Consider the following 18,922-nt stretch of genomic DNA (forward strand, 5'->3'; position numbering starts at 1 on the left):
GTAACTTAATCATACCCAGGCAGCGCACGCTGTGGTTGTTGGGTAAGTAGTGCCCAATACAGTTGTTCAACTTGCTCGGCAACAATCGTGGTTGCCAAACGGGTTTGGGCTGTTTGATAGGCGGCCTGGCCCAATCGTGCAGCTTGTTGCGGATTATCCAGCAATTCTGCCGCTAAAACTCCCAGTTGCTTGGCTGAGCGGGCCAGATAACCATTCTGGCCATGCTGAATCAGATCTGGGGTGCCGCCCGTGGCCATTGCCACAATCGGCATACGCACAGCACAAGCCTCAAGTAAAACCCGACTCAGCGGTTCGCCCCATGTTGATGGAAAGAGCAAGAGTTTGGCCCCCGCCATCAAGCGCAAAACCTCGTCATGCTCAACCCAATCTAGGGCTAAAACCTCAATCCCTTGGGCTTGAATTTCTGCAACAAGCTCTGGATTCTTGCCACCAGCAATGACAAGGGTTGCAACCCCACCAGCAGCCCGAAAACTAGCCATAATTTCGGGTAGTAAATAGGCTCCTTTATTGCGAGCCAATTTGCCAGTAAACAAGATATATGGTTGATTAATGGTCGTTTTGGTGGGCGTTGCTAGCACTTTGCTAATCGCCGCCAAATTAACCATATTCGGAATTGGCCATAATTTTTCTGGCGCAACCACTGTGCTAAGCCGCTGTGTGATGTAATTGCTCAAAGAAACGACAGCATCACAGGCTTGCAACCATTGCCGTCGCCGTTGCATATGGGCTTGGACATAGGGCAAAGCCAATAACGAAAGTACGCCCAGCAAAGGTTTGCGCCGTGCGATTAAATCGGTAGCGGCGGCAGACCAACCAAAATCCTCAAGCGGTAGCTGATCGCCATGTAAATTTGTGCCAAAATAATGATTTGGCCAGTGATCACGCACAGTTGCTACAACTGGAATGTTAAGCTGTCGCCCAGCCAAAACTGCCGCACCAATTCCTTGGACGTGCTGTCCATGGATGATTACATTATCGCGCTGGTTACCGATCGTCTGGACAATTGCTTGGGCAAATTGGGGCCAGAATAGCTCAAAACGCGACCAATTGGCGACAAATGGCAAGCGAGCAGGTTGATAGCCAACCTCAACTACCGAAACACTCGCCTCAACCCGCCGATGCAACCCGCGCATGCCAGCCTTGGGAACCAATGCCGTCACCTGATGACCGCGTTCGAGTAATGCCAGCGCCAAGGCATGGCTACTCCAACCTGCGCCACCAGTACGCGGTGGAAAAACATCGGTTGGCAATAGCACATGCAACGGTTTCATGGCTGTTCCTTAATCATCGTTTGCAATAATTGATGCAAAGTTTGGCAATGTTGCTCCCACGAATAATGTTCGACCACCCGTTGACGGGCATTCAAGCCCCATTGTTGGCGTTGCGGATCATTGGCAACCAGTTGCATGACGCGAGCAAGGTCGTTGATATTGCCAGCTTCAAACAATTCACCTTCTTGCCGAGGCCGAATAATTGTATCCAGTGGCGGAATATTGGCAGTCACCACGGGCAAGCCAGCCGCCATATATTCGTAAATTTTCAGCGGCGACCAAAAGAAGCCTGCCGCTTGCAAAGCTGGGTGGCGAGCCGGATTGAACGGCGCAACTCCAACACTAGCACGGGCTAATAACGCTGGTACTTGTTCGTGAGCTACCGCTCCGGCCCATTCAAAACGCTCAGCATAAGGCGCTGCTAAACGTTGGGCTTCGGCTTGTTCTGGGCCACTGCCAATTAATAAAAATCGCGCTGGGCTGCCTTGTTGAATCAAACGAATTGCTGCGCGAATAAAATCAGTCACCCCATGCCAATGGCGAAACGAGCCAAGAAAGACAAACACTGGCTGGGCTGGCGCTTGGGTTTGCGGGCTAAATGCTTGAACATTCGCACCCCAAGGCAACTCGACAATCCGGCTGCGCTCAATTTCTGGCGGCACGGTTGTATGCAATGGAGTCACAATCTTGGTGCTATGGCGACATTGCCAAGCAGCCCAGCGCCGCAACGGGCCATGCTTGCCAGGCAAAAGCCAAGCCAAAGCATCATCAAGTTGGCGTTTGCGCACTTGGGGCGGGTCAACAATTAAGGCATTAACTTCCAAAAGCGTTGGAATCCCTTGGCGAGCCGCTGCCAAAATGCCAGCCCCCGCAAAATTGTAGTAGCGCTCCATCACTGCATCGGGCCGCAACTCGCGAACAAGTCGTGCAATCGCTGCGTAGCCAAGCAAACTCAAGGGCTTGGGTAGATCTGCCTCATACCACGTAATAGCCCCGATTTGCCGTTTAGGCAGTTGCCATGGTTTGCGGCGTTGGCCTTGAGCTGGCCGCGTCACTACATGCATTTCAACCCCAAGTTGGGCCAAGCCTTGGGCAACTTCGGTTGTATGAATTGCGCCACCAAATGCACCAGGCACGCGAATGCCGCTGGCAATATACAAGACTTTCACATGTAATCCCTACAGTTTGTCGTTCAACACGTATTATAGCCGCAAACAGCGAAGCTTGAGCAAAAAATCTAGGGTAGGTGTCAGGGGCGAGGTGTCAGGGGCGAGGTGTCAGGGGCGAGGCGCAGAGCATTTATTAATCCATTATGCTCTGCGCCTCTGCGTTAAAGTGACTATACTTTTGAGCGTTTGCTGCTACCCTTTGCGAATTGCCTCAGCACGAGTAGCAAACTTGTTAGCATAATCGGCATCATCAGTCCAATTATTGCTCAAGCCAGCCAAGGTTTTGGCAACTCCACGCAAGTTAGCTGGAATCTTGCCATGGCGTGGATTGGCGGCCATCATGGTTTTTTGGGCTTGATTAGCTTCATCATCACGCAAAGCTAAGGCCAATAATTGGCCAATATGCGCTTGAACTGCTCCATCCCAGGTGCTGAACGAAAGACCACCCTCTTGACGCACGCCCAAGCCAGCCGGATTTCGTTTTGGTCGCGCGGCCCAGCCTGAGGTCAAGCCAGCGGTTTCAAAAATACATTGGGCTGCGGCCAAGAAGGGATCTAGCCCAACGCTCGGGGCATAGACCCAGTAATAGCCCATAATCGTCTCAATATCGTTCTTATATTCAGAGTTGTCAGGTAAGCTCTTGCGAATAAAGGCAATCGCCTTTTCGCGGCTGCCCGAGGGCGTTGCACTCAATAATGGTGTATTTGTGGTAATTGGGCTATCGGCAATTGGGGTGCTTTGAACATTGCTTAAGCGATCGAAGGCATTTTGAATTGTGCTGATGTAATACGATTCGGTAATAGCTGCGCCTGGACATGAAGGTTTATTGTAGTCACGGTGTGATGAAATGCCACCACCAAATTTTTGATAGCGAATCTCAAAGCTGTTTAATTTGCGTTTGAGCACTGCCACTGCATGACCAACCAAGGCTGCGACGGGAGCCGACCACTGCATTTTTTCAAAGTAACCACAAACTTCGATCCCAATTGAATATTGCAACGTGCCTTTGCTATCGCGATAGCCATTGCCTTGGGCGGCATGAATCCCTTGGTCATACATCGGCGTGAACAACCAGATCCACGTTTCATCGATAAATAAGTGTGGGCCACGATCCCAGCCAGCGCTGGTGCGATAGTATTCGCGTAGGGTTTCTAGCTGTTTAAGGCGTTTACGGTAAATTTGGCCTTCGCTCAAGCCCGCTTCTTGGTTATCCCAGCGCCAGCCCGAGGGATAGGGCGCGGCAGCGGTGCTGGGTACGGCGGTATGGTGTAACACTACAAAATTGGGTGGCACAGCCCCAAAGTTATAGGTATCAACATAATGGGTAAATTCATCGGCTTTTAGACCCTGACCGATATACAAAAACTGGTCAACAGGCACAACCCCGCGCGTGCCTTCCTCGCTGAGCGTATCTTCATGCGGCATGGCATCTTTGGGGTCAGGCAAATCAAACGAGGGTAAGGGTTCGTCTTGCAGCGGTTGATTGGCATCAGTCATTGATTGATCTCCTTCGCACAAAACACCGAGAGTAGCCCAATTATATAGTTGGAGTTGGGTGATTGGCTAGACACAATTTCAATATCTAGCCCTAGTTGCCAACATACAAACTGGTGAGCGTAAACAGAAAGAGCACACCAGCAATATAGCTATTAACATTAAAGAAGGCAATATCAATTTTGGAAAGGTCGCGGGGGTTGATTAAGCTATGCTCATAGACCAACAAGCCTGCTGCCGCTGCAACCCCAACGTAAAATGGCCAACTTAGGCTTAATGAAACTCCTACCGCCAAGAGCAAACCAATCATCGCAATATGGCAGATCTTGGCGACACGCAGCGATGTTGCAATGCTAAAACGAGCTGGCAACGAGTGTAGACCTTCGCGCCGATCAAAATCAACATCTTGGCAGGCGTAAATTAAATCAAAGCCAGCAATCCAAATGCCGACTGCTGCCGCCAGTAACAGCATTGAAAGCCGAAAATTGGGATCAACTGCCAGCCAGCCGCCAGCCGGGGCAATTGCATCAGTAAAACCTAAACCAAAGTGGCACAACCAAGTAAAGCGCTTCATGTAGGAATATCCGGTCAGCGCAATTAACGCAATCGGCGAGAGCAGCAAACACAACGGGTTTAACAAGCCAGCCGAGATCACCAGCACGGTTAACGAAACTAAGCCAACGATCAAGACCGATTTGGCCGAAAGTGTCCCAGCCGGAATTGGCCGAATGCTGGTGCGCGGGTTTCGTGCATCAAAATGGCGATCAAGATAGCGATTAAAGGACATTGCAGCGGTGCGAGCTGCCACCATCGCTAAAGTTACCAAAATGAGTGGTTGCCAACCAGGGAATTGTTTATTGGCTAAAAACAGACCCAAATAGGCGAAGGGAAGGGCAAAAACTGTGTGTTCTACCTTGATATTGATCGCGGTTTGGTGCAAGGTTTGGCGTAAACTTGTCATGCTGCGTTTCCTATGGTCGATAAATCAAGCCTCTCTCTGTATTCATTATATAGCAGCCCTTTGCTTGTGGTAATCCTACTTTATGCTCGCTATGTGGGCTAATTTGCCAATTAATCCAGCTTTGACTTTTATGCCAGCATTCCCTACAATGTGCCTTGTATCACAAACTGCTGGCAATGCTGCCTGAGCTAAACGACCACCTCGTGTTCAACGTTGAATACGTTTGGATAGGGGCTTTTTTTGTTTGCGCCGAGGAGTGTACAAATGACGGTCTACAACTTCAATGCCGGTCCGGCGATTTTGCCACCCAGTGTTTTGAGCCAAGCCCAAGAAGAACTTCGCGATTTTGCGGGCACTGGTATTTCGGTGATGGAAACCAGCCATCGTGCCAAAGAATTCGAAGCGGTTAATAATGAAGTAGAAGCCCGTTTTAAGGCTTTGTTAGGCATTGAAAGCGGCTATCGGGTCTTGTTATTGCAAGGCGGAGCCAGCACTCAATTTGCCATGATTCCCATGAATTTCTTGGGAGCCGATCAGGTTGCTGATTATATCGTAACAGGCACATGGGCCGAAAAAGCTCGTGATGAAGCCCAAAAAATCGGCAAGGTACATATTGCAGCTACCACCGAAGCAGATAATCACAACCGTATCCCCAGCCAAGCTGAACTGCAATTCAGCGAAAATCCAGTTTATGTGCACTTAACCACCAACAACACGATTTATGGCACGCAATGGCAGAACATCCCTGAAACCAACGGTGTGCCAATCGTAGCCGATATGAGCAGCGATATCTTCTCGCGGCCTTTTGACGCTAGTAAGTTTGGCTTGGTGTATGCCGGAGCACAAAAAAATCTTGGGCCTTCCGGGGTAACCGTGGTGCTGATTCGCGAAGATTGGCTCGACAAAGGCGCAAAGAATGTTCCTACGATGTTGCGCTATAGCACCCACGCCAAAAATAATTCGCTCTATAACACCCCACCAACCTTTGGGGTCTATATGCTTAACCTCGTTTTAGCTTGGATTCAAGAGCAGGGTGGTTTGGCTGGCATGGCTGAATACAACACTCGCAAAGCGAATATTATCTACAATGCCATCGATAACTCAGGTGGTTTCTATCGCGGTCATGCAGTCGCTGATAGCCGCTCACAAATGAATGTAACCTTCAATCTTCCCAATCAAGAGCTTGAAAAGCAATTCTTGGCCGAAGCCAAAGCCCAAGGAATGATCGGCTTGCCAGGCCATCGCTCGGTCGGCGGGGTTCGGGCCTCGATCTACAACGCCATGAGCATTGAAGGGGTTGAAGCCCTCGCCAGCTTTATGGCTCATTTTGCCGCCAAACAAGGCTAATTAACCTACAACAAGCCCTCAGTGATTGGATGGTGAGCCAGTCGCTGAGGGCTTATTTGATCCACGAAGAGCACGAAGGGGCCAGGGATCAGGAGCTAGGGGGCCAGTTGTTGATCCACGAAGAGCACGAAGGAACACGAAGATCAGGCTATTGGCTTTATTTCGTTGGAGTATCAACTAATGCCCGATAGCCAACCTCAAGCCTGAATCCTAATCCCTAGCTCCTGACCCCTAAACTAAGCCTTAACTTCGTTTTGCATGGGGGTAAAGCTAGGTTGGCAGGTTGTTTGGCGATTGTAGGGCAACTTGCTAAGTAGCATGCCCATGGCGCAACTATCGGTCAGCGCCGAATAGGTCAAGCCAGCACCCATAAACGCGGCAACCCAGCGCAGTGGCGACCAAAACAAACTCCCAATCATGCTAAACAATACAATACTGCCTGCTAAGCCACGCACTTGGCGATCCAAGGCCCAGCGTTGGCGGCCTTGCTTAACTGGCTCGTTGGCAGCCTGCCACGCCTGAATCCCACCCTCTAAAATATGTAAGTTTGGGAGATTGACATGCTGTAATAAGGCTGCGGCTTGGCGTGCCCGATTGCCACTGCGGCAGACCAATACTACTGGATGTTTGAGGCTTTCGCTCAGCTGCTGGCGTTGCTGTTCAATTTGATCAAGGGCAACATTCAAGCTACCATCGATATGCACACTTTCAAATTCAACAGCAGTTCGTACATCAAGCAACACCAAATCATTCCCCGCTTGCAGTTGTTGCTTAACGTGTTGAACATTGACCATCAAGGGTAATTCCATGAACAAGACTCCATAATCACTAAACTAAGGTCGTTGGACACTCTCATCGCAAGGTTGCGCTTCCGTAGTTTAGAGATGCAGGTTGCTTGTCAAAGGTTACATCATGCGAGGATGATCAATAAACGGCCAAGGAACAAGATCCTTGGCCGTTGGGTATTTTAGTGGTTGACCCATGAATAGGTGTAGCTCGGTTCTTCGAGACTCAAGGCTTCTTTGGTCAGATACAGCGGCTTGAAGGTATCGACCATCACGGCCAATTCTTCGGTCGCAGCTTTGCCAATTGATCCCTCAACCGTACCTGGATGCGGCCCATGCGGCATGCCCGATGGGTGTAAGGTGATCGAGCCGAGATCAACCCCACGTCGCGACATAAAATTGCCTTCGACATAATACAGCACTTCATCGCTCTCAACATTGGAGTGATTGTACGGCGCTGGAATTGCCTCAGGATGATAATCGAACAGGCGCGGCACAAACGAGCAAACCACAAAATTTGGCCCACTGAAGGTTTGGTGAACTGGCGGTGGTTGATGCACCCGCCCAGTAATTGGCTCGAAATCTTCAATATTAAAGGCAAATGGATAGAGATAGCCATCCCAGCCAACTACATCAAAGGGATGGTGATCGAGCACATGCTTGGTCATGCGGCCATGCGCCCGCACATGCACGGCAAATTCGCCTTTTTCGTCGTGCGGCGTAAGTTCCAGCGGCACGCGAATATCACGTTCGCAAAATGGCGCATGCTCCAGCAATTGGCCATGTTCGTTGCGATAGCGATTGGGCGTGGTGATTTCACCCATGGTTTCGAGCACCAGCATCTTAGTTGGCGTGCCGTTGGTGTTCACCCGATAGGTTGTACCAATAGGAATCACCAAGTAATCACCACGGCGATAGGGAATATTGCCAAAAATCGTTTCGAGCACGCCCTCGCCTTCGTGGATGAACAACATTTCATCGCCTTCGCCATTGCGATAGAAATAGTTTTGCGGCTCGGTTGGGTGCACAATCCCCATGCGCACATCATTGTTGACCAACAACATCCGTCGCCCGCCGATGGGATCGCCACCAGGCTTGTGGGCAAAGGTTTTGAGGTGACGATGGCGCAATGCTCCATCTTCCTCAAGCGCGATCGCGGTTGAACCGAGATCTTCGACTTTGAGAATTGCAGTTGGCGGATAATGGTGATAAAGCAAGGCCTCGACCCCACTAAATCCCTTTGTGCCCATCAACTGTTCCGAATACAGCGAACCGTCGGGCTTGCGAAATTGGGTATGGCGCTTGTGTGGAATGTTGCCAAGTTTGTGATAGAAGGGCATCTTTGACCTCCTGCAAAAGTGAAAACGACAAGACCAATTCAGCCCTACTTCTGTATTGGCCAACAGCCTGATTATAATGCCAAATTGCAAAATTGGGGAGACTTCGGTCTGAACAATCACGGCCAATTAATGATTTCAAGCGATCAATCGTTCTCTAGACCCATGTTGCTAGCACACAGTTGAGCTATGCTAATCACCAGATGATCAATTGTTGATAGCGAATACCAATTACACTGCCGCAAGGCGGTGTTTACTTTCTGTGCGAGGAACTATGCAGCCTGAATATGCCATTCGAACCGTCAATTTGCAACGAACCTATAAAACTAAAGAACGGGTCTTGAAGGCGCTTGATGGGGTAGATTTAGCGGTACGGCCAGGCGAATTATTTGGTTTTCTCGGGCCAAACGGCGCTGGCAAAACCACCACGATCAAAATTTTAACCACGCTGTTATTGCCCAGCGGCGGTACGGCTGAGGTTTGGGGCTTCGATGTGCTGCATGAAGCCGATGCAGTTCGCCGCCATATCAACATGGTTTCGGGCGGCGAATCATCAGGCTATGGTTTGTTGACTGTGCGCGAAAACTTATGGATGTTTACCCAGTTTCATGGCATGGATAGTAAACTTGCCAATAAACGGATCGACGAATTGCTCGAAGTGATGGGCTTGGCTGATCGGGCTAAAACTCGCGTGAGCTTTCTTTCGACGGGCTTGCGCCAAAAAATGAACTATATTCGTGGTTTATTGACCGATCCTGATGTGTTGTTTCTTGATGAGCCAACGCTTGGGTTGGATGTTGAGGCGGCTCGCACGCTGCGCAACTATACCCGCCATTGGCTCGATACCAATCCAGGCAAAACTGTTGTGCTAACCACCCACTATATGCAAGAAGCTGATGAACTATGCGATCGGGTGGCGATTATCAGCGGCGGCACGATTTTGGCCTGCGATACACCAACCAGCCTCAAGCACTCGCTGCAAGAAGATGTCGTATTTCGCTTATTCACTACACCTGTAAATCCGGCCTTTTTGCAAGCGGTTGAGCAAATTGCTGGCGTGCAAAGCATCAGCCAACGGAGCGGCGATCAACGTGATGAATTAAGCCTGATTCTACGTGATGATGCGATTTTGCCCCAAGTATTGAGCCAACTAGCCGCACATAATGCAGGTTTGTTATCGCTCGAAAAACGTCAACCAACCCTTGAAGATGTGTTTGTCAACCTCGTTGGCCACTCATTATCAGAAAGTGAGGCCAGTGCATGAGCGTGATTCTCGATAAACATACAGCAGTTGAACGCCAACCAAACCCACGCCGTGGCAAAGGGCCAAGTGCTTTTACAATCTTTTGGCGCTCAGTCATTGGGCGGGCTTATCCGCGGATTATCGGCACACAACGCGAACTAAGTTGGTTGTTCTTCGATATATTTTTGCCGTTTATGGCTACTATGTCGTATGTGTTGGTCTACGAGGCGATTGGTGCGCCGGCTTCCTACAAGGGCTTGGTGTTGGTCGGCGGAGCCATGACCGCTTTTTGGCTGAATGTGCTTTGGTCGATGGCGATGCAGTTGTATTGGGATAAAGAGCAAGGCAATTTACAACTGTATATGCTTGCTCCAACCTCGCGCATGGCGATTTTAACGGGCATGGCCTTGGGTGGTTTGTTCGCAACAACGATTCGTGCCGCAATTATTTTAATTGGCGGCTCCTTGATCTTTGGAATTCGCTATCAAGCCACTAATTGGTTTGCCTTGGTGGGCATTTTCTTCTTGTCGCTGATTGCCTTGTATGGCTTGGGCATGCTGCTCAGCTCTATTTTCTTGGTCTACGGACGCGGCGCTTGGCAGATGACTGCCGCCTTGCAAGAGCCTGTTTTCTTTGTTTCAGGCTTTCATTTTCCGGTCAAAGCACTGGGTACGGTTGTCGCCACCGGAGCTTCGGTTGTGCCATTAACCTTGGGCCTTGATGCAATGCGCCAATTGCTGTTCCCTGAAATGATGCAGCAATTTCAATTTTTGAGCGTTGGCACAGAAGCAGCAATTTTGGCAGGCCTAGCCTTGGGCTTCGGGCTTGTCGCCCGCTGGGCCTTGCTGTGCATGGAACATAAATCACGCCAAGATGGCCGCCTAACCGAGCGAGGCAATTAATAAAAGGATGAATTATGAAGGATGAGGGATGAAGCCACTATCAAAACTCTACTTTCATCCTTCATAACTCATAATTCATCCTTCCAAAAGGGGTTTCTATGCAGCGATTTTTGCAGGCGTTTCGCGTAGGCTTTTGGTTGGGCTGGAAAACCGAAAGCAACTGGACGAATCCGCTTTTTTATATTTTGTGGTCATTGTTAGTGCCAATGTCGAATGGCTTGATTATGACCATGATGCTGCGGGTGTTGCAGCGCACTGGCAACGTGAATGGGGCCGATCTCTTGCCCTACGTGTTTATCGGCACGGTGGTGTATTCAATTGTGGCCTTGTTGCTCGATAGCATGGCATGGGCGGTGCTCGAAGATCGTGAACGAATGGGCATGCTCAAATATATTGCGATTACTCCATCGTCGATGTATGGCTATTTGTGGGGCCGTGGCTTTGCCAAAGTTTCAGTTAATTTCTTGGCAGTGCCGCTCACCTTGACCTTTGGCGCATTGGTGCTCGATATTCCAATTCGGCTGAGCACGATCGATTGGCCGTTGTTGCTGGCAGTCGTTGTGCTTGGTTTATTGATCGTGACCTTTGCCGCCCAGATTTTAGCGGGCGTGACCTTGATGATTGCCCGCCACGCTGGCTTTGTGGGTCAAGCAGTTTCCGGCGCATTGTATCTTTTCACTGGGGCTTTGTTTCCAATTACCGTGCTGCCAATTTGGATGCAAACGATTGCCCGTGCCGTACCGTTAACCTATTGGCTTGAAGGCATGCGTCGCGCCTTATGGGTCGATGCCCGCAATCCAGTCTATAAAACCGGGCTTGAGCAATTGAGCACCAGCAATTTATTGTGGATTTTGGTTGGCGCAGCCATGGCAATGGCCTTAATTTCAATTCCATTGCAGCGCCGCGCCGAACATCGGGCCAAAGAAAAAGGCTTGTTGGATATGAACACGGCCTACTAAGGCGTGAACAAGACTTTGCCACCAGTCATATTGTTTTGATACAGTTCAAGGGCGTTTTGGGCTTCAGAAAGCTTAAAACGCCCTTGAATCGTTGAAGCCAGCTCATCAATCAACAATTTTTGGATATTTTTGGTGATCCGCGCAAAATTCAAAGGGTTGATCTGGCTAATCCAATCAGTCAGCCAAAAACCCGTCACATGTTTATTTTCAAAGATTAAGCTCCGTGGATCAATTTGGCATGCGCCATCGGCTAATGCGCCATAAACCATCATCGTGCTACCTTTGGGCATTGCTTTGAGCACTTGTCCAACTAATTCCCCACCAACTGCATCAAAAGCCAAATTGGCTTGCTGGGCTGCGCATAGACTGGCAAGTTCCTCGGCAAAATCAGGGCTATTGGAATTAAGCACATACTCCGCCCCTAAAACCCGCAATAATTCGACCTGTTCTGGCCGTCGCACAATATTGATCAAGGTTAATTTTTCGCGTTGGGCCAAGCGGATTAACATACGGCCCAATTGGCTAGCAGCGGCGGTTTGCACCAAGGCTTTAGCGTTGCGCTGACGCGCAATATCGATCAAAGCCCAAGCACTCACCGGATTGACAATGGCTGATGCGGCTTGCTCAAAACCTAGGCTATCGGCCAAAGGTAGGCATTGACGCGCCGCCACAATCACATAATCGGCCCACGCACCATCATCATCAGGCGATTGGGTGGCGAACGAAACCCGCTTGCCCAGCAACACTTTGCTATATAATTGATCACCAGTGCTCACAATTGTGCCACTACCTTCGAAACCAGGTACGGCAGGCAGCGGCTTTGTGATACCATACACACCATTGATAAACATCATATCCGAGGGATTAATCGGAGTAGCAGCGACTTTGACCAAGACTTCATGGGGCTTGAGTGGGCGTAAACTGCGCTCGACAAGCTCAAGTTTGGCCAAATCGCCGCTATAATCGCTAATAATCAAGGCTTTGCTACGAATAATCGTCGGATCAAACGCTGGTTGTTCGCTCATAAAATCCAGATCCTTCTCTAGGCACGTTGCGCTGCTATCATACCGCGTTTTGGCCAGAATGATCGCCTTATTTTTAACAATCTGCTACTTGACGCTGGATTATTTTGCAGTATGATCAAGATAGTTAGTTAACTTAACTAAATTGTAAGCGGCGATGTAGCCGTTAGATACAGTGACCTATTATGACAACAAGCCGTGAATATGCCCAACAATTCATTCAATTGATCGATCGAACCAAGCGCATGCCCTTGGATGGAGCCTATGCCAAAATCCATGAGCTAGGTTTATCGCATTCGCATCTACGGGCGATGTTTATTTTGGAGCACCAGCCAGGCCTGCCGATGAAGGATTTGGCCGAAGCGCTCGCCATGACTCCGCCTTCAGTCACGGTGCTCACGCGCAAGCTTGAGGCCAGTGGTTTACTCGAACGCTTACCCGATCAGGTTGATAGTCGGCGGGTATTGTTACAGCTGAGCGCCGATGGTTCGCGGATGCTCGCCGAAATGCACAATGCCCATCTTGATCGTTTTACTCAGTTGCTGAGTGGGCTTTCGCCCAGCGATCAAGCCCAATTTTTGGAGCTGATGAATCGCGCGGTCGAGGCGTTAGAGCGGATGTATCGCGAGGAATCTGAGGTTTAGCCAATATGAGCATCGAGCTTGTCCACTTCTGGAAATTCCATAGTTTAGTTATGATCACCACCCTTCCGTCCCGCCTCAAGGCGGGAAACGCAGGGGGTTTTCCTCCCCCTGCACCCCCAAAAGCACATTTAGGGGGATTTGCACATATTCACCGATGAATCCTAGGACTGTTGGCTCACAGCGGAATGCGATTAAACCTTTACGATTGTTAGGCGATAATCTGTTCTTGATCGTCGAGGTTGTTCCAGTAGGCGTGGGTCATGCGCTGTGAATTGAAGGCTGCGCCGATTTGGCCATTGCTGGCAACCAAAATCAAGCCGCCCTCGCCACCTTCGATCCGTTGGCCGAGTACTGCCACAGCGGCTTCAGCAGCAGCTTGCACATCCATGCCACGTTCAAGATTCTCGATTGCCCGCCGTGCCAGCAACACCCGAGCGATAGTTTCGCCCCAACCTGTGGTCGAACAACCGCCAGCATGGCTATCGGCGTAAAAACCACCGCCAGGAATTGGCGAATCGCCGATTCGGCCTAACGGCTTGCCACTCATCCCGCCAGTTGAGGTTGCCGCTGCAATATTACCCAAGCCATCAAGTGCCACTGCCCCCACCGTATCGGCAATCGTTTCGCTATCAGTGCTGCCTGAATCAACTTTAAAATCGCGATCACCGCTGGCCCATTGGGCCTGCCGTCGGGGCGTGATCAGGCTGGCATTATCGACAAATTCAACGCCGGCTGCTCGCGCAACTGCCTCGGCATCGGTCTTAGCAAACAAAATATGCGGGGTTTTAAGCACTGCTTGCGCGGCCAGAATGGGATTTTTGATGCCCTCGACAGCGGCAACTGCGCCTACATCAAGGCTCGTGCCATCCATCAAGCCAGCATCCATTTGCACAAAGCCTTCGCGATTGAGCACACTGCCATAACCAGCATTGAAGGCTGGCAAATCTTCCAAGATAATCACAGCGGCGGTAGCGGCTTCAAGCGCCGTGCCACCAGCCTGCAATACCGCCTTGCCTGCTTGCAATGCAGCTTGAATTCCAGCGGCGTGGTCTGGGCGTAATGAATCGGGAATATCGCCAGCGCCACCGTGAACGGCAATTGCTAAGGGCATAAATACCTCATATCGAATTAAATAAAAAAACTACGCCCAGCAATTATACGCTAGACGTAGTGATTTTTTAGAAGGCTTTTTTGAGCAAACCAATCGCGCCTTGTTTCCACGGCACGCGGTGGGTCACCCCTGAAGCATTGGCAAACGAGTTGCGATTGTCGATATACCACTTGAAGTTACGAATCAAGGCATCTTGGTTGGAGAATTTAGGCTTCCAGCCAAGTTGGGTTTCGGCCTTTTCGATTGAGACAAATGAGTCTTTCGAGGCGGTTTCGTAAACCCACTTGTAGAGCGGCGAAACCCGCAAAAATTCCAACGCGCGTAGCGTCCAAATGGCTGGAGTTGCTGGTGAGCCAATGATTTTTTTGCCATGGCCAGCATAATCAAGCACCGCTTGATAATCTTCCTTCATGGTGGCGAATTCTTTCGCGCCAACATTGAAGGTATCGTTGGCAACTTCAGCAGGCAAGGTCATCGACAAATAAATCGCATCGCAGAGATCTTCAACATCGAGCAATTGATAGCGATTTTTGCCATTGCCAATCATCGGGAAGTTGTGACCATCGATGGCCCAATCGTAGAGCAAAGCGAAAACACCAAGCCGTTCTGGCCCGATAAACGATTTCGGACGAATAATCGGCACTTCCATGCCTTTGGCGCGATATTCCAAGGCCACATATTCGGCCATCACTTTGGCTTTGCCATATGGCCCAACTCCATCCAAACGGTCGTTTTCAACCAATGGATGATGGTCGGGAATGCCATAAACTGCGGTTGATGAGATGTGAACCACCCGTTTTACGCCATGTTTTTTGGCAACTTCCAGCACATTGCGCGTGCCATCAATATCGGTCGAAAAAATATCTTCAGCTGGATAAAGCGGCAAGGCTGCGGCAGTATGTACAACGAAATCAACGCCTTGCATGGCCCGATCAAGCCCAGCAACGTTGCGAATATCGTCTTTAACAATCGTGATATGATCTTTGAGATCAGTATAGGTCCAATCGGCAAAATCATAGGAAACTAAGTCGTAGCCTTTGGCATCAAGGTAGCGCAAAAGGTTAATTCCAAGGAAGCCTGCGCCGCCTGTTACGAGCACTTTTTGACGAGTCATGATTGTATCAATCCTCAAACAATTCAATTTTAGATTATTTGCACATAATATCACAATTTGTTGGGGCTATGCTACACTAGGAGTTAGGGATCAGGCTTCGGGTTTCAGGGTTCAGATGAAGGGAAGTATAACTATTCCTAGCCCCTCATCCCTAGCCCCTGGCCCCTTCAAGTAACAATTTCGCGCATGAGGCGCTGTTTGACATGAGTGTTGACGTTGAAGTTCTGCGGCAATTTACCCGTTTTGCTGCACTCGATCCATTAGCTTTGCGCGATCTTGCCCGAGCGATGGAAGTTCGTTCGTTTCGGCCTGGCCAATATTTGGTGCTGGAAGATGATCCGCGCTTTGGCTTGTTTGGCATTTTAGAGGGGCGGGTGCGGCTTTCGCGTACCGCCAGTGATGGCCGTGAACAGGTGCTCTCGATTGCTGAAACTGGCGAGTTGTTTAATATTGAGCCATTTGTTGATGCTGGGCCAGCTCCGGCAACTGCCCGTGCTATGGCTCCGACCCGCTGTGTGCATTTGCCAACTGCCGCCTTGCCCGATGTGTTACGAAGTCATCCTGAGTTTACCTTGATTTTGCTGCGCGATTTGGCGGCCCAAGCGCGTGATTTAGCAGTGTTACTGGAAGATTTGGCGTTTCGCACGGTGCGAGCACGTTTGGCACGAATTTTATTGCACGAGGCGGCTGATGGAACCGCTGCATTGACTCATCAGGAATTGGCAGCCCGGGCAGGCACGGTGCGCGAAATTATTGGCCGAACCCTGCGCCAAATGTCCGATGAAGGCTTAGTGGAGTTAGCTCGTGGCCATGTATTGGTCTTAGATATGCAAGGGTTGGCAGCGCTGATCGAAAATTAGGCTAATTCAATATATTCATACACGTCGTTCAGCTTGAGTTGCGCATTAATCGCCTCAAGCTGAATTGTTTGCTCTAGCGACCAAAACTCGATCAATAACCAACGGTGATCAGTTTGGCGTAGATACAACTCGCAATGACAGCGATCTTGCGCAATTACAAGGTAAATTTGCAGGCTGCTGATGGTTCGATAGTGCTCAAATTTCATTCCGCGATCATAATTTTCGGTGCTTGGCGATAACACTTCGATTAAACATGTTGGATTAAGCAGGGTATCTGGGTGTTCGCTACCAAATTCAAATGTTCCACAGGCAACCGAAATATCAGGATAGGTATATAAACCTGTTTGACTAATTTGTAAACGGAGATCGCTAGGAAAAACTCGACAAGGGCTTTTGCGTAATTGTTGATGTAGACTTGCAATAATGTTGCTCACAATTAAATTATGCCGAGCGCTAGCTCCAGTCATTGCATAAACTTTGCCTTGATAATATTCGTGTTTGATGCCCGTTTCTTTTTCGATGGCTATATACTCATCGAATGTTTTAGATGGTATAGCCTCTGCACTCATAACAACTCCTTATCGATAAAGTCTCCCTCATAATTCCAAAAAGCGCTTGACTGCTTGCTCGGAGCTAAGTTGAGGGTCGGCTTTGAGCCATTGTTGATGTAGCCGCAAAAATGGCACAACATGATGCGTGCCAAGTTGGACTTCGCGCAAATAGAGTCGGCTCATGGGGTAGGCTGCTTCGTAATACCCTGAGCTATGAAAACGCTTGACCGTGGTTTCGATGTCGTAGATCACCACCCGATGTTTGACCCGCCAACCCTGTGGTTTGCGCTCGGCAATCGCATATTTAGCCCACGGATTACCATCAAGCGGCTGGCCCACCGCTCCAGTCGTGACGATCATCCGCCCATCCCAAGGCCGAAATTGCGGAATATGGTTGTGCGAACGAATGATCGTCTGCGGAGTATCGACAAACATCGCGGCTAATTCACGTTGGGGAGTGATTGCAAACACTGAATCTTGATCGTGGCGCGGCGAGGCATGGACCACCAATAAATCATCGGTGTGATAGGTTGTTGCCAGATTATGTAATGCAGCCCGTTCAGCTTGACTAAATTGATTGACCGTCCACAGCGAGGGTTTCCACAAATCGCTGGCCCATTCTGGTGGGCGCACGGGCAAATCATAATCACGAATATAGCGTTCATGATTGCCTGCCAGCAAGGTGTAGCCAGTGGCGCGGGCCAAATCGAGGCATTCACGCGGATCAGGCCCGCCGTTGATCACATCGCCATTAATGACGACGTGATCAACCGCTTGGCTTTGAAGATCGGCCAGCACAGCCTCGAAAGCGGCTAAATTGCTATGAATATCGCTGAGGATGGCAATTCGCATTATTCTGCATCTGGATCTGTGGGGGGTTCCCACGGATACACAATCCACTGATCGGTTTCAGCGGCAAAGAAATCGGGCTTGCCTTCAACTTTCGATGAACCTGGTTTGAAGTGCAGCACCGCAACTTCGTAATTGGCTCCGGCAGTATCGAGCCGTTGTTTCACAGCAGCGATCGTGCGGCCACTATCCCAAATATCATCAATCACTAATAATTTCTTGCCCACAATCAGCGGATCGCTGGGGAATTGCAAGAAAGTAGGGACTTCACGGGTTGTGCCAATTCCAGTGTAAAATTGCACCGCTGCAACCAGAATATTGCGCCAGTTGCGACGTTGGCTAATCAAGCAGGCTGGAATCATCCCGCCACGGGTCACAACGAGCAAGGCATCATAATCATTATGCAATTGTTCGTTAATAATTTCAACTAATGATTGAATTTCATCCCATGAAAGGACATGTTTGATGGTCATACGTTCTGCCTCGTTGAATCGCATTAGGCCTCTCATCGTGGGGGACCTCCCCAAACTAGGCGGTAATGAGCGCCGTCAATTAAGCTATTCGCGCTATTGTACCAGATAGGAGCTAGTATGAAACATTCTTCAACCGCGATCGCCCAACTGTTGCTCGAGGCTGGAGCGGTGGTGCTTTCGCCCGATAGGCCCTTTCGCTTTGCATCGGGCATTCTTTCGCCCATTTATTGCGATAATCGCTTACTGTTGGCCCAAGTAAGCGCCCGCCGCACCATCACCGAAGCAATGTGCCAGCAAATTAGCGATGAATTATTGAACAGCGAAGTGATCGCTGGAACGGCTACTGCTGGAGTGCCATGGGCGGCGTGGGTGGCCCATGAATTAAGCTTACCAATGGCCTATGTACGTTCGGGAGCCAAAAAATATGGCCGTGGCCAGCAAGTTGAAGGCGGGGTTCAAGCCAATCAGCGGGTCGTCGTCATCGAAGATCTAATCAGCACAGGCGGTAGTTCATTGGATGCCGTCGCGGGGTTGCGTCAGATTAACGCACTTGTGGCCGATTGTTGTGCGATCTTTACCTATGAGATGGAAGAATCCAAACAGCGCTTTAATGCTGCTGGCGTGCGCTTGATGACCTTGACCAATCTTTCGACCTTGTTGGATGTGGCGGCTCAACAAAACTACATTCGCCCTGAACATCGCAGCTTAATCAGCGATTGGGCCAGCGATCCTGCTGGCTGGGCCGATCGAGCTGGAATTAGCGCCGAGTAACTCTCCACACTTACAGATAAACTTCTGAGCACGAAGTT

The 18,922-nt window shown here is 49.9% G+C and carries 19 protein-coding genes; 7 read left to right on the forward strand and 12 right to left on the reverse strand.

Annotated elements, in window-relative coordinates:
* Positions 1-5: 5 nt before the first annotated feature.
* From ABEB26_RS10660 to ABEB26_RS10675, 4 genes are all read right to left on the reverse strand, one after another.
* Positions 6-1,292 carry a glycosyltransferase family 4 protein gene (locus ABEB26_RS10660; protein WP_345721983.1) on the reverse strand — a complete coding sequence of 429 codons (1,287 nt, stop codon included), beginning with the start codon at positions 1,290-1,292 and terminating at the stop codon, positions 6-8.
* Complete coding sequence (locus ABEB26_RS10665) at positions 1,289-2,461, reverse strand: glycosyltransferase family 4 protein (protein ID WP_345721984.1); 1,173 nt, start codon at positions 2,459-2,461, stop codon at positions 1,289-1,291. Before ABEB26_RS10665 ends, ABEB26_RS10660 begins: the two co-directional genes overlap by 4 nt.
* 192 nt (positions 2,462-2,653) lie before the next feature.
* On the reverse strand, positions 2,654-3,958 hold the full coding sequence (locus ABEB26_RS10670) for a peptidoglycan recognition protein family protein (protein ID WP_345721985.1): 1,305 nt from the start codon (positions 3,956-3,958) through the stop codon (positions 2,654-2,656).
* A gap of 91 nt (positions 3,959-4,049) precedes the next feature.
* Positions 4,050-4,916, reverse strand: a complete 867-nt coding sequence (locus tag ABEB26_RS10675; protein WP_345721986.1) for a UbiA-like polyprenyltransferase — start codon at positions 4,914-4,916, stop codon at positions 4,050-4,052.
* Between the two features lie 264 nt (positions 4,917-5,180).
* On the opposite strand from ABEB26_RS10675, the gene serC reads away from it, so the two are divergent.
* Positions 5,181-6,263 carry a 3-phosphoserine/phosphohydroxythreonine transaminase gene (gene serC / locus ABEB26_RS10680; RefSeq protein WP_345721987.1) on the forward strand — a complete coding sequence of 361 codons (1,083 nt, stop codon included), beginning with the start codon at positions 5,181-5,183 and terminating at the stop codon, positions 6,261-6,263.
* 236 nt (positions 6,264-6,499) lie between these two features.
* Here the strand turns inward: serC and ABEB26_RS10685 are convergent, their stop codons facing one another.
* Positions 6,500-7,072: a rhodanese-like domain-containing protein gene (locus tag ABEB26_RS10685; RefSeq protein WP_345721988.1), complete on the reverse strand. Its 573-nt coding sequence runs from the start codon at positions 7,070-7,072 to the stop codon at positions 6,500-6,502.
* Between the two features lie 158 nt (positions 7,073-7,230).
* The gene (locus tag ABEB26_RS10690) at positions 7,231-8,388 is read right to left on the reverse strand and encodes a homogentisate 1,2-dioxygenase (protein ID WP_345721989.1); all 1,158 of its coding nucleotides are present in this window, start codon (positions 8,386-8,388) and stop codon (positions 7,231-7,233) included.
* Between the two features lie 271 nt (positions 8,389-8,659).
* Here ABEB26_RS10690 and ABEB26_RS10695 point away from each other — a divergent pair, with 271 nt between their 5' ends.
* The 3 genes from ABEB26_RS10695 to ABEB26_RS10705 all read left to right on the forward strand — a co-directional run bounded on the left by ABEB26_RS10695 (position 8,660) and on the right by ABEB26_RS10705 (position 11,489).
* A complete protein-coding gene (locus tag ABEB26_RS10695; RefSeq protein WP_345721991.1) occupies positions 8,660-9,649 on the forward strand; it encodes an ABC transporter ATP-binding protein in 990 nt (329 codons plus the stop codon).
* The gene (locus ABEB26_RS10700; protein ID WP_345721992.1) at positions 9,646-10,530 is read left to right on the forward strand and encodes an ABC transporter permease; all 885 of its coding nucleotides are present in this window, start codon (positions 9,646-9,648) and stop codon (positions 10,528-10,530) included. Before ABEB26_RS10695 ends, ABEB26_RS10700 begins: the two co-directional genes overlap by 4 nt.
* Before the next feature lie 98 nt (positions 10,531-10,628).
* On the forward strand, positions 10,629-11,489 hold the full coding sequence (locus ABEB26_RS10705) for an ABC transporter permease (protein ID WP_345721993.1): 861 nt from the start codon (positions 10,629-10,631) through the stop codon (positions 11,487-11,489).
* Here ABEB26_RS10705 and ABEB26_RS10710 read toward each other — a convergent pair.
* On the reverse strand, positions 11,486-12,514 hold the full coding sequence (locus ABEB26_RS10710) for a zinc-binding dehydrogenase (protein WP_345721994.1): 1,029 nt from the start codon (positions 12,512-12,514) through the stop codon (positions 11,486-11,488). The genes ABEB26_RS10705 and ABEB26_RS10710 overlap by 4 nt on opposite strands.
* 182 nt (positions 12,515-12,696) lie before the next feature.
* Between ABEB26_RS10710 and ABEB26_RS10715 the strand changes: the two genes are divergently transcribed.
* Positions 12,697-13,155, forward strand: a complete 459-nt coding sequence (locus ABEB26_RS10715; protein WP_012190419.1) for a MarR family winged helix-turn-helix transcriptional regulator — start codon at positions 12,697-12,699, stop codon at positions 13,153-13,155.
* A 208-nt stretch (positions 13,156-13,363) separates the two neighbouring features.
* Here ABEB26_RS10715 and ABEB26_RS10720 read toward each other — a convergent pair whose 3' ends face one another.
* Together ABEB26_RS10720 and ABEB26_RS10725 are read right to left on the reverse strand one after the other, a co-directional pair.
* Entirely contained in the window at positions 13,364-14,266 is a 903-nt protein-coding gene (locus ABEB26_RS10720; RefSeq protein WP_345721995.1) for an isoaspartyl peptidase/L-asparaginase family protein, read from the reverse strand.
* Between the two features lie 67 nt (positions 14,267-14,333).
* Positions 14,334-15,380, reverse strand: a complete 1,047-nt coding sequence (locus ABEB26_RS10725; protein ID WP_345721996.1) for an NAD-dependent epimerase/dehydratase family protein — start codon at positions 15,378-15,380, stop codon at positions 14,334-14,336.
* A gap of 203 nt (positions 15,381-15,583) precedes the next feature.
* Here ABEB26_RS10725 and ABEB26_RS10730 point away from each other — a divergent pair, with 203 nt between their 5' ends.
* The gene (locus tag ABEB26_RS10730; RefSeq protein WP_012190422.1) at positions 15,584-16,240 is read left to right on the forward strand and encodes a Crp/Fnr family transcriptional regulator; all 657 of its coding nucleotides are present in this window, start codon (positions 15,584-15,586) and stop codon (positions 16,238-16,240) included.
* Here ABEB26_RS10730 and ABEB26_RS10735 read toward each other — a convergent pair.
* The 3 genes from ABEB26_RS10735 to ABEB26_RS10745 are packed head-to-tail and all read right to left on the reverse strand — an operon-like array spanning position 16,237 to position 18,113.
* On the reverse strand, positions 16,237-16,809 hold the full coding sequence (locus ABEB26_RS10735; protein ID WP_345721997.1) for a Uma2 family endonuclease: 573 nt from the start codon (positions 16,807-16,809) through the stop codon (positions 16,237-16,239). The two genes, ABEB26_RS10730 and ABEB26_RS10735, sit on opposite strands and share 4 nt — an antisense overlap.
* Positions 16,810-16,836: 27 nt before the next feature.
* Positions 16,837-17,643, reverse strand: a complete 807-nt coding sequence (locus ABEB26_RS10740; protein ID WP_345721998.1) for a metallophosphoesterase family protein — start codon at positions 17,641-17,643, stop codon at positions 16,837-16,839.
* Positions 17,643-18,113, reverse strand: a complete 471-nt coding sequence (locus ABEB26_RS10745; protein WP_345721999.1) for a phosphoribosyltransferase — start codon at positions 18,111-18,113, stop codon at positions 17,643-17,645. Before ABEB26_RS10745 ends, ABEB26_RS10740 begins: the two co-directional genes overlap by 1 nt.
* Before the next feature lie 117 nt (positions 18,114-18,230).
* Here ABEB26_RS10745 and pyrE point away from each other — a divergent pair, with 117 nt between their 5' ends.
* Positions 18,231-18,884, forward strand: a complete 654-nt coding sequence (gene pyrE / locus ABEB26_RS10750) for an orotate phosphoribosyltransferase (protein ID WP_345722000.1) — start codon at positions 18,231-18,233, stop codon at positions 18,882-18,884.
* The last annotated feature ends 38 nt before the right edge of the window (positions 18,885-18,922 follow it).

It is taken from the genome of Herpetosiphon gulosus (assembly GCF_039545135.1).
GTDB lineage: Bacteria > Chloroflexota > Chloroflexia > Chloroflexales > Herpetosiphonaceae > Herpetosiphon > Herpetosiphon gulosus.